This is a genomic window from Acinetobacter sp. UBA6526, from assembly GCF_002434875.1.
In the GTDB taxonomy this organism is placed as follows: domain Bacteria; phylum Pseudomonadota; class Gammaproteobacteria; order Pseudomonadales; family Moraxellaceae; genus Acinetobacter; species Acinetobacter venetianus.
Genome location: NZ_DJLC01000120.1, coordinates 1,847 through 26,058 on the forward strand (window position 1 = coordinate 1,847; position 24,212 = coordinate 26,058).

The 24,212-nt window shown below is 38.7% G+C and carries 21 protein-coding genes; 9 read left to right on the forward strand and 12 right to left on the reverse strand.

What is annotated here, in order from left to right; all coding sequences use genetic code 11:
- Nucleotides 1–274: 274 nt before the first annotated feature.
- The 3 genes from B4237_RS07920 to B4237_RS07930 all read right to left on the reverse strand — a co-directional run bounded on the left by B4237_RS07920 (nt 275) and on the right by B4237_RS07930 (nt 3,721).
- Nucleotides 275–1,801: a DHA2 family efflux MFS transporter permease subunit gene (locus tag B4237_RS07920; RefSeq protein ID WP_286942574.1), complete on the reverse strand. Its 1,527-nt coding sequence runs from the start codon at nt 1,799–1,801 to the stop codon at nt 275–277.
- Nucleotides 1,802–1,807: 6 nt separating this feature from the next.
- On the reverse strand, nt 1,808–2,956 hold the full coding sequence (locus B4237_RS07925) for an HlyD family efflux transporter periplasmic adaptor subunit (protein ID WP_278596716.1): 1,149 nt from the start codon (nt 2,954–2,956) through the stop codon (nt 1,808–1,810).
- A gap of 267 nt (nt 2,957–3,223) precedes the next feature.
- Complete coding sequence (locus B4237_RS07930; RefSeq protein WP_278596715.1) at nt 3,224–3,721, reverse strand: thioesterase family protein; 498 nt, start codon at nt 3,719–3,721, stop codon at nt 3,224–3,226.
- 174 nt (nt 3,722–3,895) lie between these two features.
- Here B4237_RS07930 and hemB point away from each other — a divergent pair, with 174 nt between their 5' ends.
- Nucleotides 3,896–4,909 carry a porphobilinogen synthase gene (gene hemB / locus B4237_RS07935; protein WP_019384987.1) on the forward strand — a complete coding sequence of 338 codons (1,014 nt, stop codon included), beginning with the start codon at nt 3,896–3,898 and terminating at the stop codon, nt 4,907–4,909.
- A 324-nt stretch (nt 4,910–5,233) separates the two neighbouring features.
- On the forward strand, nt 5,234–6,355 hold the full coding sequence (thiO, locus tag B4237_RS07940; RefSeq protein WP_278596719.1) for a glycine oxidase ThiO: 1,122 nt from the start codon (nt 5,234–5,236) through the stop codon (nt 6,353–6,355).
- Here the strand turns inward: thiO and B4237_RS07945 are convergent.
- Together B4237_RS07945 and B4237_RS07950 are read right to left on the reverse strand one after the other, a co-directional pair.
- The gene (locus tag B4237_RS07945) at nt 6,338–7,246 is read right to left on the reverse strand and encodes a TIGR01777 family oxidoreductase (protein ID WP_278596714.1); all 909 of its coding nucleotides are present in this window, start codon (nt 7,244–7,246) and stop codon (nt 6,338–6,340) included. The two genes, thiO and B4237_RS07945, sit on opposite strands and share 18 nt — an antisense overlap.
- Nucleotides 7,247–7,317: 71 nt before the next feature.
- Nucleotides 7,318–7,770 carry an ABZJ_00895 family protein gene (locus B4237_RS07950; protein WP_004881025.1) on the reverse strand — a complete coding sequence of 151 codons (453 nt, stop codon included), beginning with the start codon at nt 7,768–7,770 and terminating at the stop codon, nt 7,318–7,320.
- 304 nt (nt 7,771–8,074) lie between these two features.
- Here B4237_RS07950 and B4237_RS07955 point away from each other — a divergent pair, with 304 nt between their 5' ends.
- A complete protein-coding gene (locus B4237_RS07955; protein ID WP_023013964.1) occupies nt 8,075–8,452 on the forward strand; it encodes a VOC family protein in 378 nt (125 codons plus the stop codon).
- Between the two features lie 47 nt (nt 8,453–8,499).
- Here the strand turns inward: B4237_RS07955 and B4237_RS07960 are convergent, their stop codons facing one another.
- Nucleotides 8,500–9,282: a crotonase/enoyl-CoA hydratase family protein gene (locus B4237_RS07960; RefSeq protein ID WP_278596713.1), complete on the reverse strand. Its 783-nt coding sequence runs from the start codon at nt 9,280–9,282 to the stop codon at nt 8,500–8,502.
- 504 nt (nt 9,283–9,786) lie between these two features.
- On the opposite strand from B4237_RS07960, the gene B4237_RS07965 reads away from it, so the two are divergent.
- From B4237_RS07965 to B4237_RS07975, 3 genes are all read left to right on the forward strand, one after another.
- Nucleotides 9,787–11,829 (forward strand): BCCT family transporter, encoded by a 2,043-nt coding sequence (locus tag B4237_RS07965; protein ID WP_278596712.1) that lies wholly within the window; start codon nt 9,787–9,789, stop codon nt 11,827–11,829.
- A gap of 152 nt (nt 11,830–11,981) precedes the next feature.
- A complete protein-coding gene (locus tag B4237_RS07970; RefSeq protein ID WP_374974210.1) occupies nt 11,982–13,232 on the forward strand; it encodes an exonuclease SbcCD subunit D in 1,251 nt (416 codons plus the stop codon).
- A 9-nt stretch (nt 13,233–13,241) separates the two neighbouring features.
- Nucleotides 13,242–16,838, forward strand: a complete 3,597-nt coding sequence (locus B4237_RS07975) for an AAA family ATPase (protein WP_278596711.1) — start codon at nt 13,242–13,244, stop codon at nt 16,836–16,838.
- Between the two features lie 134 nt (nt 16,839–16,972).
- On the opposite strand, the gene B4237_RS07980 is transcribed toward B4237_RS07975, so the two are convergent.
- On the reverse strand, nt 16,973–17,626 hold the full coding sequence (locus B4237_RS07980; protein ID WP_004881037.1) for a hypothetical protein: 654 nt from the start codon (nt 17,624–17,626) through the stop codon (nt 16,973–16,975).
- A 201-nt stretch (nt 17,627–17,827) separates the two neighbouring features.
- A complete protein-coding gene (locus B4237_RS07985; protein WP_061518909.1) occupies nt 17,828–18,505 on the reverse strand; it encodes a YggS family pyridoxal phosphate-dependent enzyme in 678 nt (225 codons plus the stop codon).
- A gap of 126 nt (nt 18,506–18,631) precedes the next feature.
- Here B4237_RS07985 and B4237_RS07990 point away from each other — a divergent pair, with 126 nt between their 5' ends.
- Both B4237_RS07990 and B4237_RS07995 read left to right on the forward strand, forming a co-directional pair.
- Nucleotides 18,632–19,669: a type IV pilus twitching motility protein PilT gene (locus B4237_RS07990; protein ID WP_278596710.1), complete on the forward strand. Its 1,038-nt coding sequence runs from the start codon at nt 18,632–18,634 to the stop codon at nt 19,667–19,669.
- A 24-nt stretch (nt 19,670–19,693) separates the two neighbouring features.
- Entirely contained in the window at nt 19,694–20,812 is a 1,119-nt protein-coding gene (locus B4237_RS07995) for a PilT/PilU family type 4a pilus ATPase (protein ID WP_004881042.1), read from the forward strand.
- A 96-nt stretch (nt 20,813–20,908) separates the two neighbouring features.
- Here the strand turns inward: B4237_RS07995 and fur are convergent, their stop codons facing one another.
- Entirely contained in the window at nt 20,909–21,346 is a 438-nt protein-coding gene (gene fur / locus B4237_RS08000; protein ID WP_004881044.1) for a ferric iron uptake transcriptional regulator, read from the reverse strand.
- A gap of 111 nt (nt 21,347–21,457) precedes the next feature.
- Here fur and B4237_RS08005 point away from each other — a divergent pair, with 111 nt between their 5' ends.
- Nucleotides 21,458–21,856: an outer membrane protein assembly factor BamE gene (locus B4237_RS08005; RefSeq protein WP_004881046.1), complete on the forward strand. Its 399-nt coding sequence runs from the start codon at nt 21,458–21,460 to the stop codon at nt 21,854–21,856.
- A gap of 53 nt (nt 21,857–21,909) precedes the next feature.
- Here B4237_RS08005 and B4237_RS08010 read toward each other — a convergent pair whose 3' ends face one another.
- From B4237_RS08010 to B4237_RS08020, 3 genes are all read right to left on the reverse strand, one after another.
- Nucleotides 21,910–22,236 (reverse strand): RnfH family protein, encoded by a 327-nt coding sequence (locus B4237_RS08010; RefSeq protein ID WP_278596709.1) that lies wholly within the window; start codon nt 22,234–22,236, stop codon nt 21,910–21,912.
- Entirely contained in the window at nt 22,236–23,318 is a 1,083-nt protein-coding gene (locus tag B4237_RS08015) for a hypothetical protein (protein ID WP_278596708.1), read from the reverse strand. Before B4237_RS08015 ends, B4237_RS08010 begins: the two co-directional genes overlap by 1 nt.
- A gap of 257 nt (nt 23,319–23,575) precedes the next feature.
- Nucleotides 23,576–24,031, reverse strand: coding sequence for a bacteriohemerythrin (locus tag B4237_RS08020; RefSeq protein ID WP_004881051.1), 456 nt, complete (start codon nt 24,029–24,031; stop codon nt 23,576–23,578).
- Between the last annotated feature and the right edge of the window lie 181 nt (nt 24,032–24,212).

The following is a 24,212-nucleotide window of genomic DNA, read 5'->3' on the forward strand; positions in this document are numbered from 1 at the left end:
TACCAGACTGCTCCATCCCGCACCAGAGGTTATGCTTTATACGCCTATAATTTCGATTAATCAAGCTTTTCACTAAAAAAATGCAAATTTAGTATATTTTACACCCAAAACCTTTAAATTGACGCTAAAAAACACTTTCCAAGTCTTTTGATTTTCCTCTCTCAAAAAGTACTTTTTGATAAAAAAATTACAATGAAAATAAAAAGTAGAAAAATAAAAAACTCGGATTAAATATCCGAGTTTTTTTATAGTCAACAACCTATTTTCATCTAAGTTAATGTGGTGCAGGTCCACCAGAGATCGGTTTCGGTTTTGGACTCAACCAAATGAATGCACTCGCAAATATAAATACCAATGCCAAAAGCATAAATACATGGTTGGCTGATATGGTAATTGCCTCTTTATCGACTAAATTCGCAATCACACCCAGTGTTGCATCTGGAGAGAATCCATTTTGAAGCAAGCTATTTTGTACTTCTTGCGGATGTAAAGTATTAACCATTTCACTACGCGCCACTTTGGTATGATCATCCCAAATCGTCACTGCAATCGATGCACCAATAGCCCCTGCCATGGTCCGTAAAAAGTTCATCAAACCTGCGGCAGAAGCCATTTCAGATGGTAGTACCGATCCCATTGCAATATTCGACAGCGGAATAAAGAAAAACGGTACAGCAAAGCCCTGCAAAATCTGCGGCCATGCCAAGGCCATAAAGTCTGCATCGGTCACCCAAAACATACGCATGACGGTAACAACACCGAGCAAAGCTAAACCAAAACTTGCCAATCCTCGTGGATCGTATTTCGTTGCCAGTTTCGCAACGATAGGCGACATGGTTAAACTACCAAATCCCATCGTGGCGGTGAGATAACCAGCCCATGTTGCGGTATAACCCAAATTGATCTGTAACCATTGCGGGATCAAGACAATACTGCCAAAGAATGAGCCAAAGCCAAAAGCCAGTGCGAGCACTGAAACAGCAAATCCCCGATGCCTAAATACATAGAGATTGACCACAGGATGCTTCTCAGTCAGTTCCCAGATCATAAACACGATAAAGCCAACAACAGCGATCAGAGCAAGCATAATAATGCTGCTGCTATTGAACCAATCCCGCTCATGTCCAAGATCAAGCATGAGTTGCAATGCGCCAATCCACAACACCAATAAGCCCAAGCCAATGGCATCAATACGTAATTTTTCAGTTTTGGTTTCAGCAACAGATAGCAAGCGTATCGCAGCTAAAACACAGAAAATACCAACAGGAATGTTAATAAAGAAAATCCAGTGCCACGACAAATTATCACTGATTAAGCCACCCAAAATCGGACCTAAAATTGGGCCAACGACAGTGGTCATTGCCCACATGCCCAGGGCTTGTGAATGTTTTTCTGGAGGGAAAATACGCATGAGCAAGGTTTGACTGAGTGGCATCAGTGGACCCCCACAAAGCCCTTGACCTATACGGAAAAATACCAACGTTTCCAGTGAGGTCGCTAAACCACAGAGGAATGAAAAAATAGTGAAACCAATCAGTCCAAAGACAAAGACCCGAACAGTCCCAAAACGTCCAGCCAACCAGCCAGTTAAAGGAACACAAATTGCTTCAGCCACAGCATAGGACGTAATAACCCAAGTCCCTTGTGAACTTGAAACAGCTAAGTTCCCTGTGATGTGGGGTACAGATACATTGGCAATGGTGGTATCTAAGACCACCATAAAGTTTGAGAGTGCGATAACAAATGCTGCAAGCAGTAATCGGCCACCACTCAGTTCTGCAAAAGGTGTTTGCGTTTTCATGGCTAATTACTTCGATGCAAGGTCAATATCCGCTTCCATCGACAAGCCGACACGCAGTGGATGTTCAGCAAGCTCTTTTGGATCTAGAGAAATACGTACAGGTAAACGTTGTACCACCTTAATCCAGTTACCTGTTGCGTTCTGAGCCGGAATTAAAGCAAATGCGGCACCTGTACCGCCAGAGAAGCCTTGAACTACACCATGGTAAACCACATCATCACCGTATAAATCAGATTTGAGTGTAACTTTCTGCCCTGCTTTTACTTTCGCAAGTTGGCTTTCTTTATAATTCGCATCAACATAAAGCGCAGCAACAGGAACCACTGACATTATCACGGTACCGGGTGCTACACGCTGTCCAATCTGGATATTTTTACGTGTTACAACACCATCGACTGGTGCTCGGATCACCGTACGATCTAAATCCAATTTGGCTTGTTCAACATGGGCTTGAGCAACCAAAACATCAGGCGTAGATGATTCATTGACCCCTTGAATCAATGCTTCATTTGCGGCCAAAGTACTTTCAGCTGCTTTACGGCTTGACGTTGCTTGAGCCAATCCAGCCTGCGCTAAATCCAAACTTGCTTTTGCTGTTGATACAGCACTTTGTGCTTTACTCAATTCTTCTTTTGAAATTGCGCCAGAAGCTGCCAGTTCATTACGGCGTTTTAATTCTAGCGTTGCACGATCAAAATCAGCTTGTGCTTTAGTTACTTGTGCTTGGGCACTAATAATTTCATCATTACGAACCACAACTTGCGAGTTAAGTGAGCTGCTGTTTGCCTGACTCTGTTTGTATTGACGTTGCGCTTTTGCCAATTCAGCTTGAGCTTGTGCCAATTGAATTTTGGCATCACGCTCATCAATGCGAACCAGTACATCACCCTGTTTTACTTGTTGTGTATCTTTAACCAAAACATCGGCAACCTGACCACTCACCATCGAAGTAATTTGTGCAGTTTCCGCCCCTACATAGGCGTTATCTGTGGTCACTGAATGGTTAAAGAAAATCGCCCAAATGCCATACAAAATTGCTGCAAGAATAAGAATGAGTGCAAAAAATCCTAAAAACTTTTTACGTTTTGCTTTCATTGCATCATCTGATGCCGAATTTAAAGCAGCATCTTGTTGATTTGCTTGGGCGTCACTCATAAGTTATTCCTGAAAATTAAATAAAATTTTAACTTTTGGTTTAATCAGCCGATCAGTCTATTTTTAAAAACTTAACCGAATGTTAAAACCACAGATCAAAATTCGAGCAAAAAATTTAAAAGCATTCTAACGACAAAAAATCATATAGCGAGAATAAAAAAAATAACTGGTGCGTTCAATTCTTATATTTTGATAATTATTTTCGGCAAAACTTATATACAAATATAAAAAAAGCGTCTGAGACGCTTTAATTATTGGTCTATTTTTTTAAAATGCATATGAAGCGATTGCTGTTGCAATTGGTTTCCCTTCATCATTGACCATCGTCATTCTCATCGTGCAACCTTTACGTCCTAAACGTAAAGTTTCTGCTCGAGCAATAAAATATTTTCCACGACCCGGCGCAAGATAATCCACACGCATATCAACTGTCGCCAAACGTGACACTTTTTTGATGGTATCGGGTAAATCCTCAGGTGTTGCACGGCGATAGAGCTGTTCCATAGCAACCACACCACCAATGCTATCTAACATTGTTGCAGCAACTCCACCATGTAAAATTTGAAATGCGACATTCCCGACCAACTCAGGCTGCATTTCACAATATCCTTCAATCTGATCATCAACGACACGCATGACCATGCCACTGTACTTAAAAAAAGGACAGGCATTAAATGCTTTACAAAGCTGCTTCAAGACCACGTCATGATCTGCCTTTGCACCTAATTGAATATTTCCAGTCCAGTTTCTCTTTACATCATTCATACGCTGCTAACATCCAAGGGAACGATAAATGCCCCATTATTTTGCACAAACTTTAAAATATGGGGCTACAATAGCTAGGTTTTTCAATTGATCTAAGCCGCTAAGTTTTCTCCCCTAGCATGACTTAAATGATTCAATTATTCCTATAGTGTAATACTGAACATCGAGATTGTTATGACTTATACGTTCAATCGCCCAGCTTTCCCAGCGACGCGCATGCGCCGTATCCGTAAAAATGACCAACTTCGTGCCATGGTCAGCGAAACGCAACTCACAGCAAATCATCTGATTTATCCAGTATTTGTATTACCGGGACAGCAACAAACGCAAGACATTCCAAGCATGCCAAATGTGCAACGCTTATCAGCTGACTTGCTGTTAAAAAAAGCAGAAAGCTTACTGGAACTGGGCGTATCAAAGCTTGCATTATTTCCAGTCACGCCACAAGAAGACAAAAGCCTAACAGCAGAAGCGGCATGGGATGAAAATGGTTTAGTACAAACAACCTGTCGCTTACTAAAAAAAGAATTGCCAGAAATGGTACTCATTACCGATGGCGCACTTGATCCTTATACAACACATGGTCAGGACGGTATCATTGATGAGACAGGTTATGTACTCAATGACGAAACAGTTGAATGCCTCGTAAAGCAAGCACTTAGCCATGCAGCTGCGGGTGCAGATGTTGTTGCACCAAGTGATATGATGGACGGTCGCATTGGTGCGATTCGCCAAGCACTTGAGCAGAATAATTTTATTTATACCAATATCATGGCGTATTCAGCTAAATATGCCTCAAGTTTCTACGGCCCATTCCGTGATGCAGTTGGTTCTGCTAGCAACCTAAAAGGCGGCAATAAATATAATTACCAAATGGATGTCGGCAACCGTGCAGAAGCACTGCATGAAATCGCCCTTGATATTCAAGAAGGTGCAGACATGGTGATCGTCAAACCCGGTATGCCTTATTTAGATATTGTCCGTGAAGTAAAAGATACGTTTGGTGTGCCAACTTTCATCTATCAAGTCAGTGGTGAGTACGCCATGCTTGCGGGTGCGATTCAAAATGGCTGGTTATCTGAAAGTGTTATTTTAGAGTCTTTAATGTGCTGCCGTCGTGCTGGTGCTGATGGGATTTGGACGTATTTTGCTGAAGATGCAGCGCGTAAACTGAAAGAGATGAAATGATTGATCTGATTTTGGTATAAAACCTTATACTGAAATTGGATACTCGGAAACGTCATCCGCAATTGTTTGAGACAGGACAACATTAAAAGAATGATGTTTCTGCGATTAACTAAACGAGTTGATGGTAAACAACGAGTTTTGCGGATGACAATGCCTTTGCTCTTACGAAGCTTCAAACGCTTCTCAGGGCAAACCAAAGTAAGTCTAGCTGAAGGCTAAGCATAGAATAGATTGAGAACTCGGCAAGACTCCGCCGTATTTATTCTTATTAATTTAGATCAAATTTGGGCGCTCACCCAAATTAAGCAAATAAAACTGGTTAACATGCATATTGCCATCATTGGTGCGGGTATCAGCGGATTAATGACCGCATTAGAACTTGTTGAACAAGGCTGTTCAGTCGACATTTTTGATCAACAGCAAGCGGGGCAAGCTGCTTCTTGGGCAGGTGGAGGAATCCTTTCTCCGATGTACCCTTGGCGATATGCGCCAGAGGTCAATCAACTTGCTCAATATGGTAAATCCCTCTACCAAAAGTGGAATGAAAAGTTGCTGCCGATTACAGGAATCGACTTTCAAATCCACGATACAGGTATGCTGATTTTCGATCAGGAAGACTTTAACGTTGGTCTTGATTATGCAACTCAATTTAATGAACCTATGCAACAGGCTCATTTATTAAATAGAGAAAAATTAGAACATGTTAATCCGCATATTTCGGCACAATTTCAACAAGCGATTTATTTCCCACAACTATCCAATGTACGCAATCCACGACTATTGCAATCACTGATTCACTATTTAAAACAACATCCCCTCGTTCAATTTTTTGAACATTGTCCAATTGAAAAGCTACTGATTCAAAATCATAAAGCACAAGGCGTACAACTCAATGACGGACAGCGTTTTTATGCAGACCATGTGGTACTGGCTTCAGGCGCGTGGAGTCAGCATTGGCTAGAACAACTGCAACGAGAAATTCCAGTTCATCCAGTTCAAGGGCAAATGCTATTATTCAAAACACCCGAAAACTGGTTACCTACCATGTGCATGAATCGTGTGATGTATCTGATTCCTCGCCAAGATGGACATATCGTATGTGGCTCAAGCATGGCGGAAGTTGGTTTCAATACAAGTACCGATAGGCAAACACAACAGAATATTTTAGATGCTTGCTTAGAAATGGTGCCCGAACTTGCGCAGTTTCCAATTGTAAAACGTTGGGCTGGTCTACGCCCAAGCTCGCCTAGAGGGATTCCATATATTGGTAAAATGCCTGATATCGAAAACCTTTGGGCAAACTTTGGACATTTTCGCAACGGACTATGTATGGGTTCTGGCTCTGCCCTTTTACTACGCCAATTGATTTTAGAACAAAATACCATTATTGATCCCAACGCCTATTCACCTAGCCGCTTAGAAAAAACATTATTGATGACGAGCTAAAATGTCATTGAGGGCTGATTCAAGTGTTGGATATTGGAATTGAAAACCATACTCAACCAAAGCTTTGGGTTCAACAAATTGACCATTTAAAATCAATTGAGACTGTTCACCTAACATCAATTCAAAAATACATTTTGGCATTGGCAGCAGTGGCTTACGCTTTAAAATTTTTGCCGCAACTTTTACAAATTGCTGCTGATTTGATTGCTCAGGTGCAACCAAATTATAGACTTTTTGTGCTTGATCAGATGTGAATAAAAATTCGATTGCGCTGAGCACATCTTGGATATGAATCCATACAATCGGCTGTCTTCCAGATGCAATTCGTCCCACTGTATTTAAACGAATGGGCAGTAACATTTGCGGCAGAATTCCACCACGACCAAACACAACCCCCAAACGAATGATTTTGGTGTTTCTTGCAGTGAATTTGAGCGCCATTTGCTCCCATTTTTGGCAAAGTTCAGACATAAATATAGCTTGGGGCGGTGTATTTTCATCGCAACTTACCGCCCATTGTTCATTTGGATCAATGCCGTAATAACCAATTGCAGAACCAGAAATAATGCACTTGGGGAAGATTTGATGTACATCTAGCCATTCATACAGCTTTTGCGTCATTGCAACACGGCTTTCAATCAGCTGTTGTTTACGATTTTCAGTCCAACGCTTAGCGCCTATATTCTCCCCTGCTAGATTTACAACATAATCAATTTGTGTCGTCTCTATTTGCTCAAAATGATTCACCCAATACAGATCAGGATGATCCGATGATTTATTCCTTTGCCGCGTCAATGCGATGACTGTATATTGTCTTTCCAATAAATAAGCTAAAAGATGAGAACCAATAAAACCACTTGCTCCCGTCACCAATACAGTCAATTTTTGCATCTCACGACCTATCAAAAATTATGTGTATTTGTAGTCTTAGCAAAATAAAAGTGAATTACAAGTGAACTTTTTTAGTGCGTATTAAACATCTTGTTCGCCATTCGTTGAGCTTGTGGACCATAAAACCAAAAAGTAATCAGAAATAATGGAACGGCAATGACGAACCACATGGCTAAAACTGTCAATAAAAATGCAGGTTGTTTTAAATACAATAAAAAGTTCTGCCAAATTTCAGGGTCTTTACGTGCAAAGATAAATAAACCAAGCAATAAACCACAAGCGTTATACCCCCAAAAGATCAAAGTAAAGCCCAGTGTTAATCGTTTTTTCTCTTGAGGTGTTGGCGCACGACGCTGTTTTTTTAGAAATCTGAATAAAACAAAAATTATCGCGATCAAATAAGGAATCGCTGTTAACACACCGCCTACACTATTTGGTAAAATTGCAGCCAAGATACCAGCTATCAAAGTTGCAAGCAGACAAATAATAAAAAACCAAATATAGTACAAACGCAATGAAATCATAAAGATAAACCTAATAGAATCGGCTTTGAAAAATAATTATAAATTTTTTTCTCTTTTTTTTCATTTTTATGTCAACCAATCCTCATCGAGCAGCGTTATATAGGGTACAAGGTCGCAGCAACCGAATGTTCATTGCACGGCATCCGCAATATTTTTCGGTGACCTTTCATTATGACTCTCCATCTTTGGCAAAGGTTTTGTTAGCAGCCAAAACCTTTAATAAAGATTTTGACCGACGATTTCTCATCACTCGAATCGTCGGTTTTTATTTTTTATCATCAACAAAAATAACAAGGATAAAAATATGAATCATCTTATTTATTTTGAAATTCAGTCTTCAAATCCAAAGCGTGACATCCATTTTTATCAATCTGTGTTTGATTGGCACTTCGAAAAAACTGAGGGGCTTCCAATTGAATATTACCGTATCGAAACATCTGGAATTCACGGTGGTCTATTACAACGTCCTGTTGCCATACCACCTATGGAATGTGGTACCAATGCCTTTACTTGCTCCATTCAAGTTGAAAACTTTGATGAAACGGCAAATAAAATCTTAAATTTAGGCGGTACTGTTGCTATGCCAAAATTTGCGATTCCAAATCGTTGCTGGCAAGGCTATTTTGTCGATTTGGATCACAATGTATTTGGGATTTGCGAGGTCGATGAAAATGCCAAATAAACCTGTCATCCCAATATGTTATATGACCAATCAGAAAAACTTAAACTTCATTTTCCTTTAAAATCAGGTAGTCTTCTTTCAAGCATAGCCTTTACACCCTCTTGGGCATCTTGAGATGAAAATAACGGTTTGAGATAACTATCCATTTTCTGAAATGCAAACATCTGTCCTTCGGTTACAGCATCGGTTGCTGATGCCAATAAGGCCTGTACTGCCAATGGTGCGGCAATACAAATTTCTTGTGCCACCTCGATAGCGCGATCTAGCTGTTTACCTTTTTCAACGATCTCTGAAAGCAAATTAAGTTTATCTGCTGTTTGAGTGTCAAAGGTCTTACCCGTTAACAAATATGGCATCGCTTTTTGCCAGCCTGCTGCTTGTACAAATCTTACCGTCGCTCCACCAAATGGCATAATTCCACGTAATACTTCAAGCTGTCCAAATATGGTGTCTTCACTTGCAATCACTACATCAGCATTGAGCATTAACTCAACGCCTGCGGTATAACAAAAGCCTTGTACGGCGACAACAATAGGTTTCGTTCTATGTCGTCCACTCACACCCCAAGGATTTACTTGACCTTCCTCAAAATTAAAAATTCCTTGTGGAATTTTCGGTTGTAATTCGACCAGATCTAAACCCGCAGTGAAATGATCACCATGTGCAAAAATCACGGCGCAACGCAATTCAGGATTATTTTCATACTCAGTTAAGGCTAGGGATAAATCGGCAATCATATGACTGTCAAAAGCATTACGCTTTGCGACCCGATCTAAGCCGATCAACATAATATGTCCCATTATTTCTCGGCTTACTTTTCCTAAGCTCATTTTATTTTCCTCTTTGTAATCATCATCTCGGTAATAAACTAATTGATGGTTTAAATATCTTCAATGTATGTCTTGTAGATTTTTTGGCTTAAACACAACTCTTTTTTTGATTTAATTAAAAGTATTTCAATCATCATATTTTAGGTATTTTTGCATTGATTAGAAAAATGAATAAACAGTGAATTTTTTTAATCAGAAACTTGATTAAATACTGATTTAATTTACCTTTTCAAAATTTAGCTCGATAAAATCAATATAAAAATATGTCTGAATTCTCAAACTAAACGGATCAACTTTTAACTTCGCCTGACCATTTCAACCATGTGCACTGATTTGTCGCATCATCATTTTGACGTTATTATAGTCAATATGAAGAAAATGATGTCGAGCAAAGCACACACTTATTCTTATAGATTCAAACGCATTATCATCTATCAATGATGTTATACGAACCCTCTATCGACTTAAAAAATTTAAGAAAAATATCGAAAGGAAAGGTTTTGTATGACTTCCACAACAGAAACAAAAGGATTTTTTAAAACAGCAATCTTACTTCCTGTTTTTATTCCAGCCGTTATCGTCATTGTCTTCGTGCTATTTGGAACAATCAGTAATCCAGAATTAGCAGGTCAATTTTTCTCAGAAGTTCTTAACTATGTAACCCATACTTTTGGTTGGTTCTACATGTTAGCCGTCGCAACATTTCTTATTTTTATTGTTGGGATTGCAATGAGTAGCTGGGGAAATATCAGATTAGGCCCTGATCACGCTGAGCCAGAATATAGTTTTTTATCATGGTTCGCGATGCTATTTTCAGCAGGTTATGGTATTGCGCTTTTATTCTTTGGGGTGGCCGAACCTGTTTTGCATTTTAGTCAGCCACCTCAAGGGACACCAGAAAGCGTAGATGCCGCCAAACAAGCCATGCAAATCGCCTATTTCCATTGGGGTTTCCATATCTGGGCAATCTATGGCGTGGTTGGCTTATCACTTGCCTATTTCACTTTTCGTCATGGCCTACCACTGGCAATGCGTTCGACATTATTCCCCTTAATTGGAAATCGCATTAATGGCTGGATGGGACATACCGTTGATACCTTTGCAATTTTAGGTACTTTATTTGGGATTGCCACGACCTTAGGATTATCTGTAACGCAAATTAATACGGGGATGAATTACTTATTCCCTTCTATCCCAATTAGCACGCCTGTGCAGATTGCAACCATTTTAATTATCACGCTGTTGGCAACTTTTTCCGTTGTTGCAGGTATGGATAAAGGCATTAAGCGACTCTCCATTATTAATATTGGACTTGCTGTTGCGCTCATGTTGTTTGTATTTATTGTTGGCCCAACCTTATTTATTTTACAAACATTTGTTGAAAATACAGGAAGCTATCTCAGTAATTTAGTTGAACGAACTTTTAGTTTACAAGCTTATACATCAAATGACTGGATCGGAAACTGGACTTTATTCATCTTTGGCTGGACGATTTCATGGGCACCATTTGTTGGTATCTTTATTGCGAAGATTAGTCGTGGACGAACCATTCGACAGTTTATTGTTGGGATCATGCTCATTCCAACCTTTTTTACATTCTTATGGTTTTCCGTCTTCGGTGATACCGCTCTGCATTTGATTATGGTCGAGGGTTATCGCTCACTGGTGCAAGATGTTCAACAAGATAAAGCAATTGCCTTATTTAAGCTCTATGAACATTTACCACTCACGTCTTTATTATCCTTTCTCAGTGTTATTTTGATTATTACTTTCTTCGTAACCTCAGCAGACTCAGGCTCATTAGTGATTGATTCCCTTGCCTCTGGCGGAGTAACCGATACTCCGATTTGGCAACGTATCTTCTGGTCGACCACACAAGGATTAATTGCTTCGGCATTACTACTTGCTGGTGGTTTAACGGCTTTACAAACGGCCTCTATTGTCAGTGCGCTGCCCTTTACCATCATTATGTTGATTGCAATTATTGGAATGTGCCGAGCCTTGGTGATTGAACAACATCGCAATGCAAGCTTAACTCACCATCAACCGACCCAACACGCCCCTGAAAAAAGTGATGATACAGAATCCTTAATTCAACGTCGTCTACACTGTCTTGTAACGTTCCCAACTCAGCAACAAGTGAGTCAATTTATCGCAACGACGGCTTATCAAAGTATGGAAGCGGTTAAACAAGGTTTCCAAGATAAAGATTGGCCTTTTGAAGTGATTTACGATGAAGTCAATACGCGAGTGCAACTCAGACTATCCGAACTCGATAATGTTGAATTTATCTACGAGATTAGGATGTGTGAATATACGATTCCAAGCTACATGAAAGACTTGAAGCGTAAGGAATACGTTGATCAAGAAAAATATTATCGCGCTGAGGTTTTCTTACTTCGTGGTGGTCGAGCGTATGATGTTTATGGTTTTGATCAAAGTTCTCTTATCAATGATATTTTAAATCAGTTTGAGAAATATCTTCACTTCTTGCATATTTCACCAAGCACTTTACCGTGGAAAATGGAAAGTGATATGCATCATTAATCTGATATCAAAATGCCCTAAATTATGTAAATAATTTGGGGCTTTTATTTTATGGCTTTGATCTTCCCTCACACATTCAGATAACACGATCCTATTTTAAGTACCAATTTATGCTACCTTATCCCTATTCAAAAATAGGGATTTTCTATTTCATGACTGTGCGTTTTTTTCATACGTCTGACTGGCATTTGGGACAGTTTTTTTATAACCACTCACGCCAATATGAACATGAACAATTTCTTGTATGGTTACTGGAACAGATCAAAATAAAACAACCGCATGCGCTATTGATCGCGGGTGATATTTTTGATGTCATCAATCCCAGCTCACAAGCACAAAAACAACTTTATCAATTTCTCGCAGATGCGCATGATCTTGCGCCACAAATGCAAACTTTAATGATTGCAGGTAATCATGACTCAGGTTATCGTATCGAACAAGTTGAGCCTTTATTAGAAAAATATAATGCCAAAACCGTCGGCGTGATTCGTTGGAATCAAGACAAAAGCCTCGACTTGGAGCGTTTAATTTTACCGATTTATGATGAGCAAAAACAGATTGTGGCATGGTGTATTGCCCTACCTTTCTTGCGTTCAGCAGAAATCACTGGGTTTAATGAACACACCACCAACAGCCAAAATGCGATTGCTTATTTACATCAACACTTAATTGAAGAAGCTAAACGTCGTAAAACCGATGACCAAGCACTGATTTTAATGTCACATGCACATATGCAAGGTGGAGAAACCTCAGATTCAGAGCGACTAATTATTATTGGCAATGAAGAAGCACTTTCGACTGCTTTATTCGACGACAGTATTGATTATGTGGCTCTTGGGCATTTGCATAAACCACAGAAAGTTCAACATCCACATATTCGCTATAGTGGCTCACCGATCCCACTTTCCTTTAGTGAAATTAACTACAAACATCAAGTGGTCGATGTCACAATTGACTCAGCAAATGTTGAAAATAAATTTTCTTTTGATGCCATTGCGATTCCACGATCAATTCAGTTGCATAAAATCAAAGGCGAATTGAATGAAGTCATGCAGCGTCTTAAAAATTTACCCAATGAACCCATCGAAAACATTGATCACCGAGAATATGTCGATATCGAATACCACACTGCCACACCACCACAACCCAATTTAAGACAACAATTTGAAGATGCGCTACCTAAAGATCGTTATCGCTTGGTACGCATTTCAAGACAGTATTTGTCTACTGAAAACTCAACTGAAACTAAGCAAAGTATCAATTTAGAACCGCCAACACCTGAAAAGCTTTTCGAACAAATTTGGGAGAAAAAAGGATATGACAACGATAGTGAAGTGATCAAAGACTTTATGAGCCTCGTTGCTGAAGCACAAAAACAACTTGAAGATGATCAGACTGTTTAAGGATTTGCCGTGAAAATTTTATCGATTCGACTTAAAAATTTGGCATCTCTTGCAGGTGAACATTTTATTGATTTTGAAAGCGAACCACTGGCAAGTGCTGGTTTAATTGCCATTGTCGGCAAAACAGGCGCAGGTAAATCTACACTACTTGATGCGATGTGTTTAGCTTTGTTCAATCAAATTCCTCGTCTTAAATCGAGCGATGGCAAACTGGTCGATGTTGATGGTTCAGAGCTGCTGACTAATTCCCCTTTGACAGTATTACGTCGTGGGACGGGACATGGTTTTGCTGAACTGTGTTTTGTTGCTCAGGATCAAAAACATTATCAAGCACGTTGGGAAATTAAACGCGCCCGTGAAAACCCAAATGGCAAACTACAAAGTGTACAACGGTCATTAAAATGCCTGACTGATGGTGTGGTGATTGCAGATAAAACCAAAGCCGTAGAAAATCATATTCAACACATTACCCAACTCAGTTTTGAACAATTCACCCGTGCCGTGTTACTCGCGCAATCCGAAGTGACCGCATTTTTAAAAGCACGTGATAATGAACGTGGTGAATTATTAGAATATCTCACCAACTCTAGTATTTTCGCCAAGATTGGACAATTGGCTTTTGAAAAAACCCGTGATATCAGCAATCAACGCAAACAACTGGAAAATATACTGGGTCATATCGACATCCGTTCAGATGAAGAAGTTGCTGAATTACAGAACCATTTTCAACAAAAACAACAGCAGGTTCAACAGCTTGAAATTGAAAAAAATCACCTCAAACAACAACAGCAATGGTTTGAGCAACGAGATAAAATCAACAATGAAATTGGATTAAAACAACAACAGTATGATCAGCAACTTAAAGCACAAGATACCATTACCAAAGATCGCCAATTACTGGGTCAATTAGAACAGTTTGCTGAGATACGCCCTGTTGTATTTCAAGAGCAACAGTTGCAAAAAACATTGCAACAACTCGAAACAGCGTTTCAACAACGGCGACAAAGTTTTACAGCATTATCGGCTCAGTTCGAACAAGAGAAAAAACAATATACTCTGGCTGAAACTGCATTAAATCAATTTCAAGATTTCGAAAAAAAGCATCAAGTTGAACTAATGCAAGTACGCAAGTTTGTGCAGGAGCGCGACTATATTGCTGAAGAATATAAAAAAACCAAAACTCGAGTGAATCAACTGGAAAGCCAGCAGCAACCACTCATTGAGCAACACCAACTGCTTGAACAACGCATTAAAAATTTAATTACGCAACATACGACCTGTTTAGAACAGTTAGAACACAGTGCTCAATACGCGCCTTTAGATCAAGGTTTAAATGCCCATATTCAACAACTTAAGCAATTTATTCAGCAATATCAAAAAGTAGAAAATGCGCTCGGTTCTATTCAACAAGCACAAGCGAAACTTGAGCAAGATCAAAATATATTCGACAGTTTAATCACACAATTTGGTACAACCCAACACATTGAACAGCGTACTGAGCAGCAATTGAAATTAAAAGAAGCTCAACAGATTCAACTCAATCAATTGGATGTAATTCAACAAAAACTTCAGCATTATTTTGAATTAAAAAAAGAGGTGCTTACCTCGCAAAACAAATTTGATGCTATACGAACACAATCTCAACAGCTAGAACAACGCAGCAAAAAAACTGAGCAAGATTATCATGCTGCTAAAACTGAACGTGAGAAACTACAACAGGTTTTGCAACAACAACGTCTACTGCATGCTGAAAATATTGAACATCTACGTGCTGAACTCAAACACGGCGAAGCCTGTCTAGTCTGTGGCAGTACCGAGCATCCTTATCGTGATGATGAGAGTCAAATCTCTAAAGCGCTGTATGAATTACAGCAACAACAAGAACAACAAGCAATTCAGCAAGAACAACAACTTTTTCAAGTTTGGCAAAATACACAACAACACTTCACCCAAAGCCATAGTGAACAAAATCAATTGCAACAACAGTTACAGCAGTTGAATGAAAAATTAAAAACACATGATCAAGTGTTACAACAGCATGTATCACAGACGAATATTCAACTCGATTTCAATCTCAGTGAGCATGACATCACGAATAAGATGCAAACATTCATTTTAGAGTCGACGCAGGCTCAACAACAGCTTGAAAAGGAATTACAACAACTTAACCAAGCCAATAAAGATCAGCATACGCTCAATCAAAATATTCAGAATACCCGTCATCAACTCCAAACCATAGAGCACTTACAACAACAGATTCAGCATATCGTGGACTGTCTCAATACAGACGATAAAACTTCATGGTCTAAGCAAGGCGTGTCATTCTCACAACAAGTCTTACAAGCATTGCAACAACGCAGCCAACAAATAGAACATGCGGAATCACTCACCAAACAGAAAGACCAATTCGATCAGCAGCTAATTTTATTAAAGAGCAATTTGGTAGGACTTACCACTCAACAAGTTGAATGTGCACAACAGCTAAAAGACATCGAAATTAAAGGCAAACAAAATACTGATGCTGCCAATCAACTAATCTTGACCATGACAGGTTCAACTAAAATCAAAGCCAATGAATGGTTACAACAGCATGATCAACAACGTCAGCAATTACAAAACCAATATCAGCAGTTAAAGCAGAGTTTTGAACAGGCTCGTCAAAATTTTGAACAACAGAAAAACGTACTCGATCAACTCAAATCACAACAGCAACAGAATCATGCGTCTTCGGAACAATGTAAAACTGAAATTAACAGTTGGTTAGCTCAATATCAAAATTTTGCAGAAGATCAACTCAACGAATTAGTTGCGATTTCATCAGCTCAAGAACAGCAGATTCGGAGTGCAATACAGCAAGCAGATCGTACGCTCAGTGAAGCAAATTCTGCACTAAGAACTATCCAAGAACAGTTGAATACACATCTTCAATCAGAACCGAATATTCAGGTTGAACAACTCACTGAATTGATAAGTACCAATCAAGAAATTTTGCAGCAGACAACAGATCAACGTGATCAATTAAAAGTTCAACTTGAGTTACATCAGCGTAGCATTGAGAAACAAAAACAATTTGCCGAGCAAATCCAGCAGGTTCAACAGCAAGAACATCGCTGGAATAAAATCTCTAGTCTGATTGGTGATTCAAAAGGTAAAGAATTTCGCGATTTAGCACAGCAATATAACTTAGATATTTTGCTCGAATATGCCAACCAACAATTAGCGATGTTGTCTCAACGCTATACATTAAAGCGCTTGGATAATTCGCTAAGTCTCGCCATTATCGACCATGATATGGATGGTGAAACTCGTTCTGTGGCTTCATTGTCTGGTGGTGAATCTTTCTTGACTGCCTTGGCAATTTCCTTAGCGATTGCCAATATGGCTTCTGGTTCAATGAAAATCGAATCTTTATTTATTGATGAAGGCTTTGGGACTCTCGATGCATCTTCGCTTCATATGGTGATGAATGCGCTTGATCAACTACAAAGTCAGGGCCGAAAAGTGATTTTAATTTCCCATATTCAAGAAATGCATGAACGGATTCCTGTACAGATTCAGGTACAACCCATTGGTTCAGGTTCAAGTCGGGTTGAGGTAATTGGATAATATTAAAAAGCCTCGATATTCTACCGAGGCTTTTCTTAACTTTAGTTTAATATAGCTAGAAGTTAAAAGTCTTTATCTCAAATTTTTAATCGAATAGATTAAATTTAACACTCAAAAGTAGAGCATTATTTATTTTAATTATTCTCTTTTAGCTTATTCACTAATTTAGCTTCATAATCATCTAAAGCAAGATTAGTATTTTTAATCCACATAGCCCCTGTCACAGCTTGAAGCGATTTCGTTATTTTTGTTTCAACCACAATTTTTTTTGCTGGTTCTTTGTCGTTTAAAATAGTAGTTTCTATTTCAGTATTTAATTTAGCAGCCCAGAATCCAAGCTCAACCCACGACCAAAATTTATCAATTTTCACTGAGATCACTAAATCTGCATTTTGGTAGTTTGCTTCTGATGCAGGTACAACTCGATATCCTGATTGATTTAAAGCACTGACGACTCGCTTTTCGACTGTAGAAGCTACAGTACCATCACGCAGCATAATATCTCCAAGCGCTTTACCATAACCATTTCTTTTTCTTGCTATAGCCTTTGCTTTATCGTCTGCTGTTGCTTTCTCTAATCCACCTTTTAATGAAGGAATATTTGGCGTTTTTGGTTTTTCCTCAAACACTCGATCATCTTCTACAATTTTGATAATAGCTGTTTTATTTAGATTCTCTGGTTGAGCTGTTACTTTAGGATCTGCTAGGGTTACTAATCCTCTTGTCGTAACACAACCAGAAAGGACAACAACTAACATCAACAAAGATGCCATTAAAATTCTATTCATGATATAACTCTATAAGTTTTCTAATACTAAATGAATTGAAAAATGATTTAAAAAATAAGATTGAGTAACTCAAAATCAATCTTATTTTAAAATAATTTTAATATAGTTAAAAAAGATTGCATTAAAAATTATTGCAACTCATTTTTAAACTAGACATTCTACATATTTAATTATTATCTACAATTTAATTCTAAGTATTAATTAACTTCTTTTTCCAAACAACGCCGTCCCTACTCTTACCATCGTTGAATCAGCTGCAATTGCAGCATCTAAATCAGCTGACATCCCCATACTTAAAGTATCCCAGTCTTGTGGCTGTGCATGTTGAGATTTTACTTGCTCAAATAGGACTTTGGCATCTGCAAATGCAGCATGATTTTCAGGCGCAGGAATCACCATCAAACCACGCAAACGGATATTTGGAAGTCGGCTAATTTGTTTAACTAGCTCAATAACTTCTTCTGGCTGACAACCATCTTTGGAATCTTGCCCATCAATATTCACTTGTAGGCAAATATTTAACGGCGTTTGCGACTCTAAACGCTGACTCGATAAACGTTCCGCAATAATCAAACGATCAACCCCATGTACCCAGTCAAATTTTTCAGCTAAATGCTTGGTTTTATTGCGCTGCACATGTCCAATAAAATGCCATTCGATCTCTAAATCTTGTAACTCTTCTATTTTGGTCAGTGCTTCTTGTAAATAGTTCTCACCAAAACTACGCTGTCCAACGGCATACATTTCTCTAAGCGCTAAACTTGGATGTGTCTTTGACACGGCTAACAATTGCACTGTTGCAGGATCACGTTGGGCTTGCTGACAAGCTTGTTCAATTTGACTTAAAACAGATTGGCGGGATTGTTCCGATTGATTCATTGACACAGTTCTCATTTATGAAATCTTTTTTTGCGTTCGCATTCTATAAGGTGTTGGTAAGCTAGAATGAAAGCCGTATATTATTCTACAAAATAATGAGACATTTTTGATTGTTTCGGGGAAATTATGGATATTACAGAATTACTCGCCTTTTCAGTAAAAAACGGTGCTTCAGATTTACACCTTTCTGCGGGTATGCCGCCTATGATTCGTGTAGATGGTGAAGTTCGTCGTATTAACTTACCTGCATTAGAACATAAAGATGTACACCGTTTGGTGTATGACATTATGAATGACAAACAACGTCGTGATTTTGAAGAAGATCTAGAAACAGACTTTTCATTTGAAGTACCTAATATCGCTCGTTTCCGTGTGAATGCATTCAACCAAAACCGCGGCGCTGGTGCGGTCTTCCGTACCATTCCTTCAAAAGTTTTAACGATGGAAGATTTAGGTCTGGGCTCAATTTTCAAAGAAATTTGTGACTATCCACGTGGAATTGTACTTGTAACAGGTCCAACAGGTTCAGGTAAATCAACCACTTTGGCTGCGATGATCGACTATATTAATGAAAATCGCTATGACCATATCTTAACTGTCGAAGACCCAATCGAATTTGTACACCAATCAAAAAAATGTTTGATTAACCAACGTGAAGTCCATCGTGATACACATGGATTCAACGAAGCACTTCGTTCAGCGCTCCGTGAAGACCCTGATATTATCTTGGTCGGTGAGATGCGTGACTTAGAGACCATCCGCCTCGCTTTAACTGCAGCCGAAACAGGTCATTTAGTATTTGGAACGCTACATACCACCTCAGCAGCAAAAACCATTGACCGTGTGATCGACGTCTTCCCTGCTGAAGAAAAAGACATGGTACGTGCCATGTTGTCAGAATCGTTACAAGCCGTTATTTCTCAAACACTATTGAAGAAAAATGGTGGCGGTCGTGTTGCTGCACATGAGATTATGATTGGCATTCCAGCGATTCGTAACCTTGTTCGTGAAAACAAAGTTGCACAAATGTACTCAGCGATTCAGACGGGTGCTAACTACGGTATGACAACGCTAGATCAAAATCTGAAGACTTTAGTTACTAAGGGATTAATTAGCCCTCAAACAGCCCGTACCGTTGCTAAACAGCCTGAATCATTCCTATAAAAATAAATGGATTAGAGAAATATCATGGACTTTAATGATTTACTCAATTTGATGATTCAGCAAAATGCATCTGACTTATTTGTCACTGCTGATGTTGAACCATCAATGAAAATTAATGGTCAGATCGTACCTGTATCAAAAACTAAATTGTCTGGGGAAATTGTTGGTCAACTTATTCAGTCAGTAATGACTGATAAGCAACGTAAAGAGTTTGCAGAAACTCGTGAATGTAACTTTGCGATTACCAACCGTGAAAAAACTGCACGTTTCCGTGTGAGTGCATTTCAGCAACGCGATATGCCTGGCATGATTTTGCGTAAAATTGAAACGCACATCCCGAGCATGGAAGATTTAAAATTACCCGAAGTTCTTAAAGAACTTGCAATGACCAAACGCGGTATCATTATTTTTGTCGGCGCGACAGGTACAGGTAAATCAACCTCTTTAGCATCAATGATTGGCTTCCGTAACCATAATTCAAAAGGCCATATCATTACTATCGAAGATCCAATTGAATTTGTACACCAACATGCAGGCTGTATTATCACACAGCGTGAAGTCGGTATCGACACAGATTCATTTGAAGTCGCACTGAAGAACACCTTACGTCAAGCTCCTGATGTGATTCTAATCGGTGAGATTCGTTCTCGTGAGACTATGGACTATGCTATTGCTTTCGCTGAAACGGGACACTTAGTGCTTGCAACACTACATGCGAACAATGCCAACCAAGCATTAGATCGTATTATTCACTTCTTTGAAGCAGACCGTCATAGCCAACTTTACATGGACTTGTCTCTAAACCTACGCGCGTTAGTTGCGCAGCAACTTATCCCAACGCCTGATGGTAATTCACGTCGCGCTGCAATTGAAATTTTAATTAATACTCCACTCCTTGCAGATTACATCCGCAAAGGTGAAATTCATGAGATTAAGGATCTGATGAAACGCTCGCGTGAGCTAGGTATGCAAACCTTCGACCAAGCATTGTTTGATCTTTATAAAGCGGGTGAAATTACCTATAAAGATGCGCTTAAACATGCAGATTCTCCAAATGACTTACGTTTAACCATTAAGTTATCTGAAGAGGGTTCAGACCAATTATTGAGCGCAAGTAAAAACATTACATTTGATGGCCAATAATTAGCGCTAAGCCCATAAAAAAAGGAAGGTTTTTTGTAACCTTCCTTTTTTATTTGTTCATTTTTAGTGAACAAGAAAATAAAGCATAATTCGCACTTATTTTTTACGATAAGCTTCTTGGCATTCTGCATCATTACAGTAGCCATATAAATTTAAAGAGTGTCCAGTTAGTGCAAATCCATGTTGATCTGCTACAGCATGTTGCTCTTTCTCGATAATATCATTAGTAAATTCAACAACTTTATTACAATTCAAGCAAACTAAATGATCGTGATGATCTTCTTGCATGATCTCAAATACAGAGTGATTATTTTCAAAGTGATGGCGCTGAATAATACCTGCAGCTTCAAATTGTGTTAAAACACGATAAACCGTAGCTAAGCCAACATCTTCACCTTGCTCAAGCAAAGTTTTATAAATATCTTCTGCACTTAAATGATGTTGTTTTGAATTTTCTAATAATTCCAAAATCTTAATACGAGGAAGGGTAACTTTAAGTCCAGCTTTGCGTAAGTCTTGATTGGAAATAGGCATGAAAAAAGGTCTCTCAACAAATCTTAAGTTGGAATAGGCAATAGAGTTTAGATGCAGTATGATCTATCCTTGAACCAAATGCATCATCATTTATCAGGATAGTGTAGCAAAATGCAAAAAATCATGCTGACGTTATTCGTCACTTCAGTACTTAGCGGTTGTTCAGTCTTTGGTGTGTATAAAGTCGATATTCCACAGGGAACTCCATTAACCAAAGCACAAGCATCTCAAGTACAAGTAGGCATGAGCTTTCAACAAGTACGTTTCTTACTTGGTAGTCCAACTGTAACAGATCCTTTGAATCCACTGCGTTGGGACTACATTTATAACTACATTCCAGGTACTTATGCTAAAAAAGCAAAAATACCAGCAGCACATGGTCAACATTTAAAAGTTTATTTTGATGGAAATGGCATCGTAGAACGCATCGAAGGTTTAGATACTATTCCAGAATCACAACCTGGTTTACCAGCATCAAAAGAAGCCATTTTGACTGCGCCCCCACTATAACCACTTTCACATAAAAAGAAACCCCTCATTGAATTGATCATGAGGGGTTTTATTTATGAATTTGATGGTCTAAAGCGATTGCCCTTGGCAAATCTTCCTACAGGATTCTTTGCGGCACGTTTTCGCCGAATATCTTTGGGATTAATTGTTAATGCACGATAGATTTCAACACGATCACCTGGATTGAGAACAGTATCCACGTCGATCTTGCTTCCAAAAATACCCAACTGTAAGGGCTCAGGTAACGCAACCTGCTCAGCGATCCTACTTTGATGAATGGCCTCTAATGCCGTCATTCCATTCATGAAATCAACAGTAATATGAAATTGCTGCTGTTCAGTTGCGAATGCAACCGATACATGCTGCTGTTTGTGTTCCATTAGAAGATTTGTCCAATAACTGCCACAATTGCGACAACGATTGATAATGGCAATACTAAACGAACCGCAATACGCCATAAGTTATAGAACAACTCATTACTAAAATTCATCGCTTTACGCAAATGACTGATTTTCATAATCCAACCAGCAAAAATGGCATAGATTAAACAAATCAAGAGTCCCCATAACATAAGCGCAATATTAAAAAGTGATTCAACTTGTGGTACAGCCCAAACTGCAATTGCAGCGAGAATGATCAACCATTGCACAGCCATCGCCAATTGACGCTGAGCCAATTGCTCTTTAGCAAACTGAATCAATAAAGCTGCTGACGACACAGCTGCAAATATCCAAACAAGTGCTGGAATTTGTGCTTGTAAAGAGAAGAATCCAAAAGCAATCACAGCCAATAATTGTGCAATCCAGACAGGTAAGGCTGTAGATGTCGCAGCATCTTGTTTTTGAATATCAGCAAGGCTTGTCTGCCAATACAGCCCTAGACCTAAACCTGTCGCTACAAGCGCAAGAACAGTCGCATTGCCCCACTCTTTAAACTCAACACCAGTCCAGTGCCATGCTTGTAGATGTGTTCCCATAACATTTGCGAGAACGAACGCAGCAAGTACCCCAAGTGCAGATAAAGCAATTAAAAACTGACGAGGAATAAAAGATAATCCCACAGCAATAACAGCTAAAACTGCAAAAATAATTTGGCTCGTAATATCTAAAGAGAACTGTTGTCCGATCAAATGCGCAGCGGTCGTTAAAACACTACCAGCAAAAAAAGGAACAAACACAACCGCCAACCACCCAACAATACGCCATTTAGGTGAAGCATCAGCATCTCGTGTCAGACTCGATAATGCTTGTAAAGCCGTTACCTTCGAGCGTTTTGCTAATGCAATTTCTAAATATCCAATTGGCAGTGCCAATAAAATCATCGTACCTAACCAAAGCAACCAAAAATCAAACTGACGATCAATTTGAATCCCTACTGTCGGTGCTAGTGTAGTGATCATGACAAATGATAAGCAAAATGCCATCACTGGAGTGAGCCAGCGTGACAGAGTTGTGTCCTGCATAATGCATTCCTTGAAAAATCTTTGAACTCATTGCGCTATATGGTGTTTGCAATGGAATATTCAATGTATTTTGCCTTTCTCAAGCATGAAAATCAAAGCAAAAGATGTCGAAATAAAAAGGCAAACCATCATTTCAGATGGTTTGCCGCGCACTAATTATTATAATGTTTATTCGACCCTCTATTTCTCACTCATGCCTATCGTATTATTTTTATTTAATAGAGGGTCTTTTTTATTATTTTTTTATTCTCTTATTATTATGAGAAAAATCTAGAAAACCAATTCTTCCCTTTTTTCTTTTCATTTTCTTTAATAATACCCATCATATTTTCTTTAACTGCACCCACATAATCAGCATCATCATGACGGATATGATTAATCAGCCATTTTGATAGTACTTCATGCAATTCAGTATCAATGTTATGTCCTAATTCAAAACGCTCACGATATGTCTCTATCTTTTTGATAAATAAGTCATGAACGCGTTTATGTGGAACGCGATATTTGTAGTTCGCCTCTTCTTGAAGACTTTCTTCAAAAGTAAAGTGAGACTGGGTATAGTCAATAATATTGTCTAAAACACTTTTCATTTTCATACGATCATTGGAGTGCTTTAAATCAGCAATTTCATTAATATAATCTAGAATACGTCGATGTTGATCATCAATAACCTCGATTCCTGTATTATATTCGACAGACCACTTCATACCCATATCGAACCCCAAACCAACACTTTTTATTGAATAAGAGCATAATATCTACAAAGTGAGTAAATAAAAACACAGCGTTTTTGTCAGATTTTAAGTATTTCCAATTAAAATAAATTAACCTATTGTTTTATATTTATTTAAATATTTTCACCAATCAAAACACTCAAGTATTTTTTAACCAATA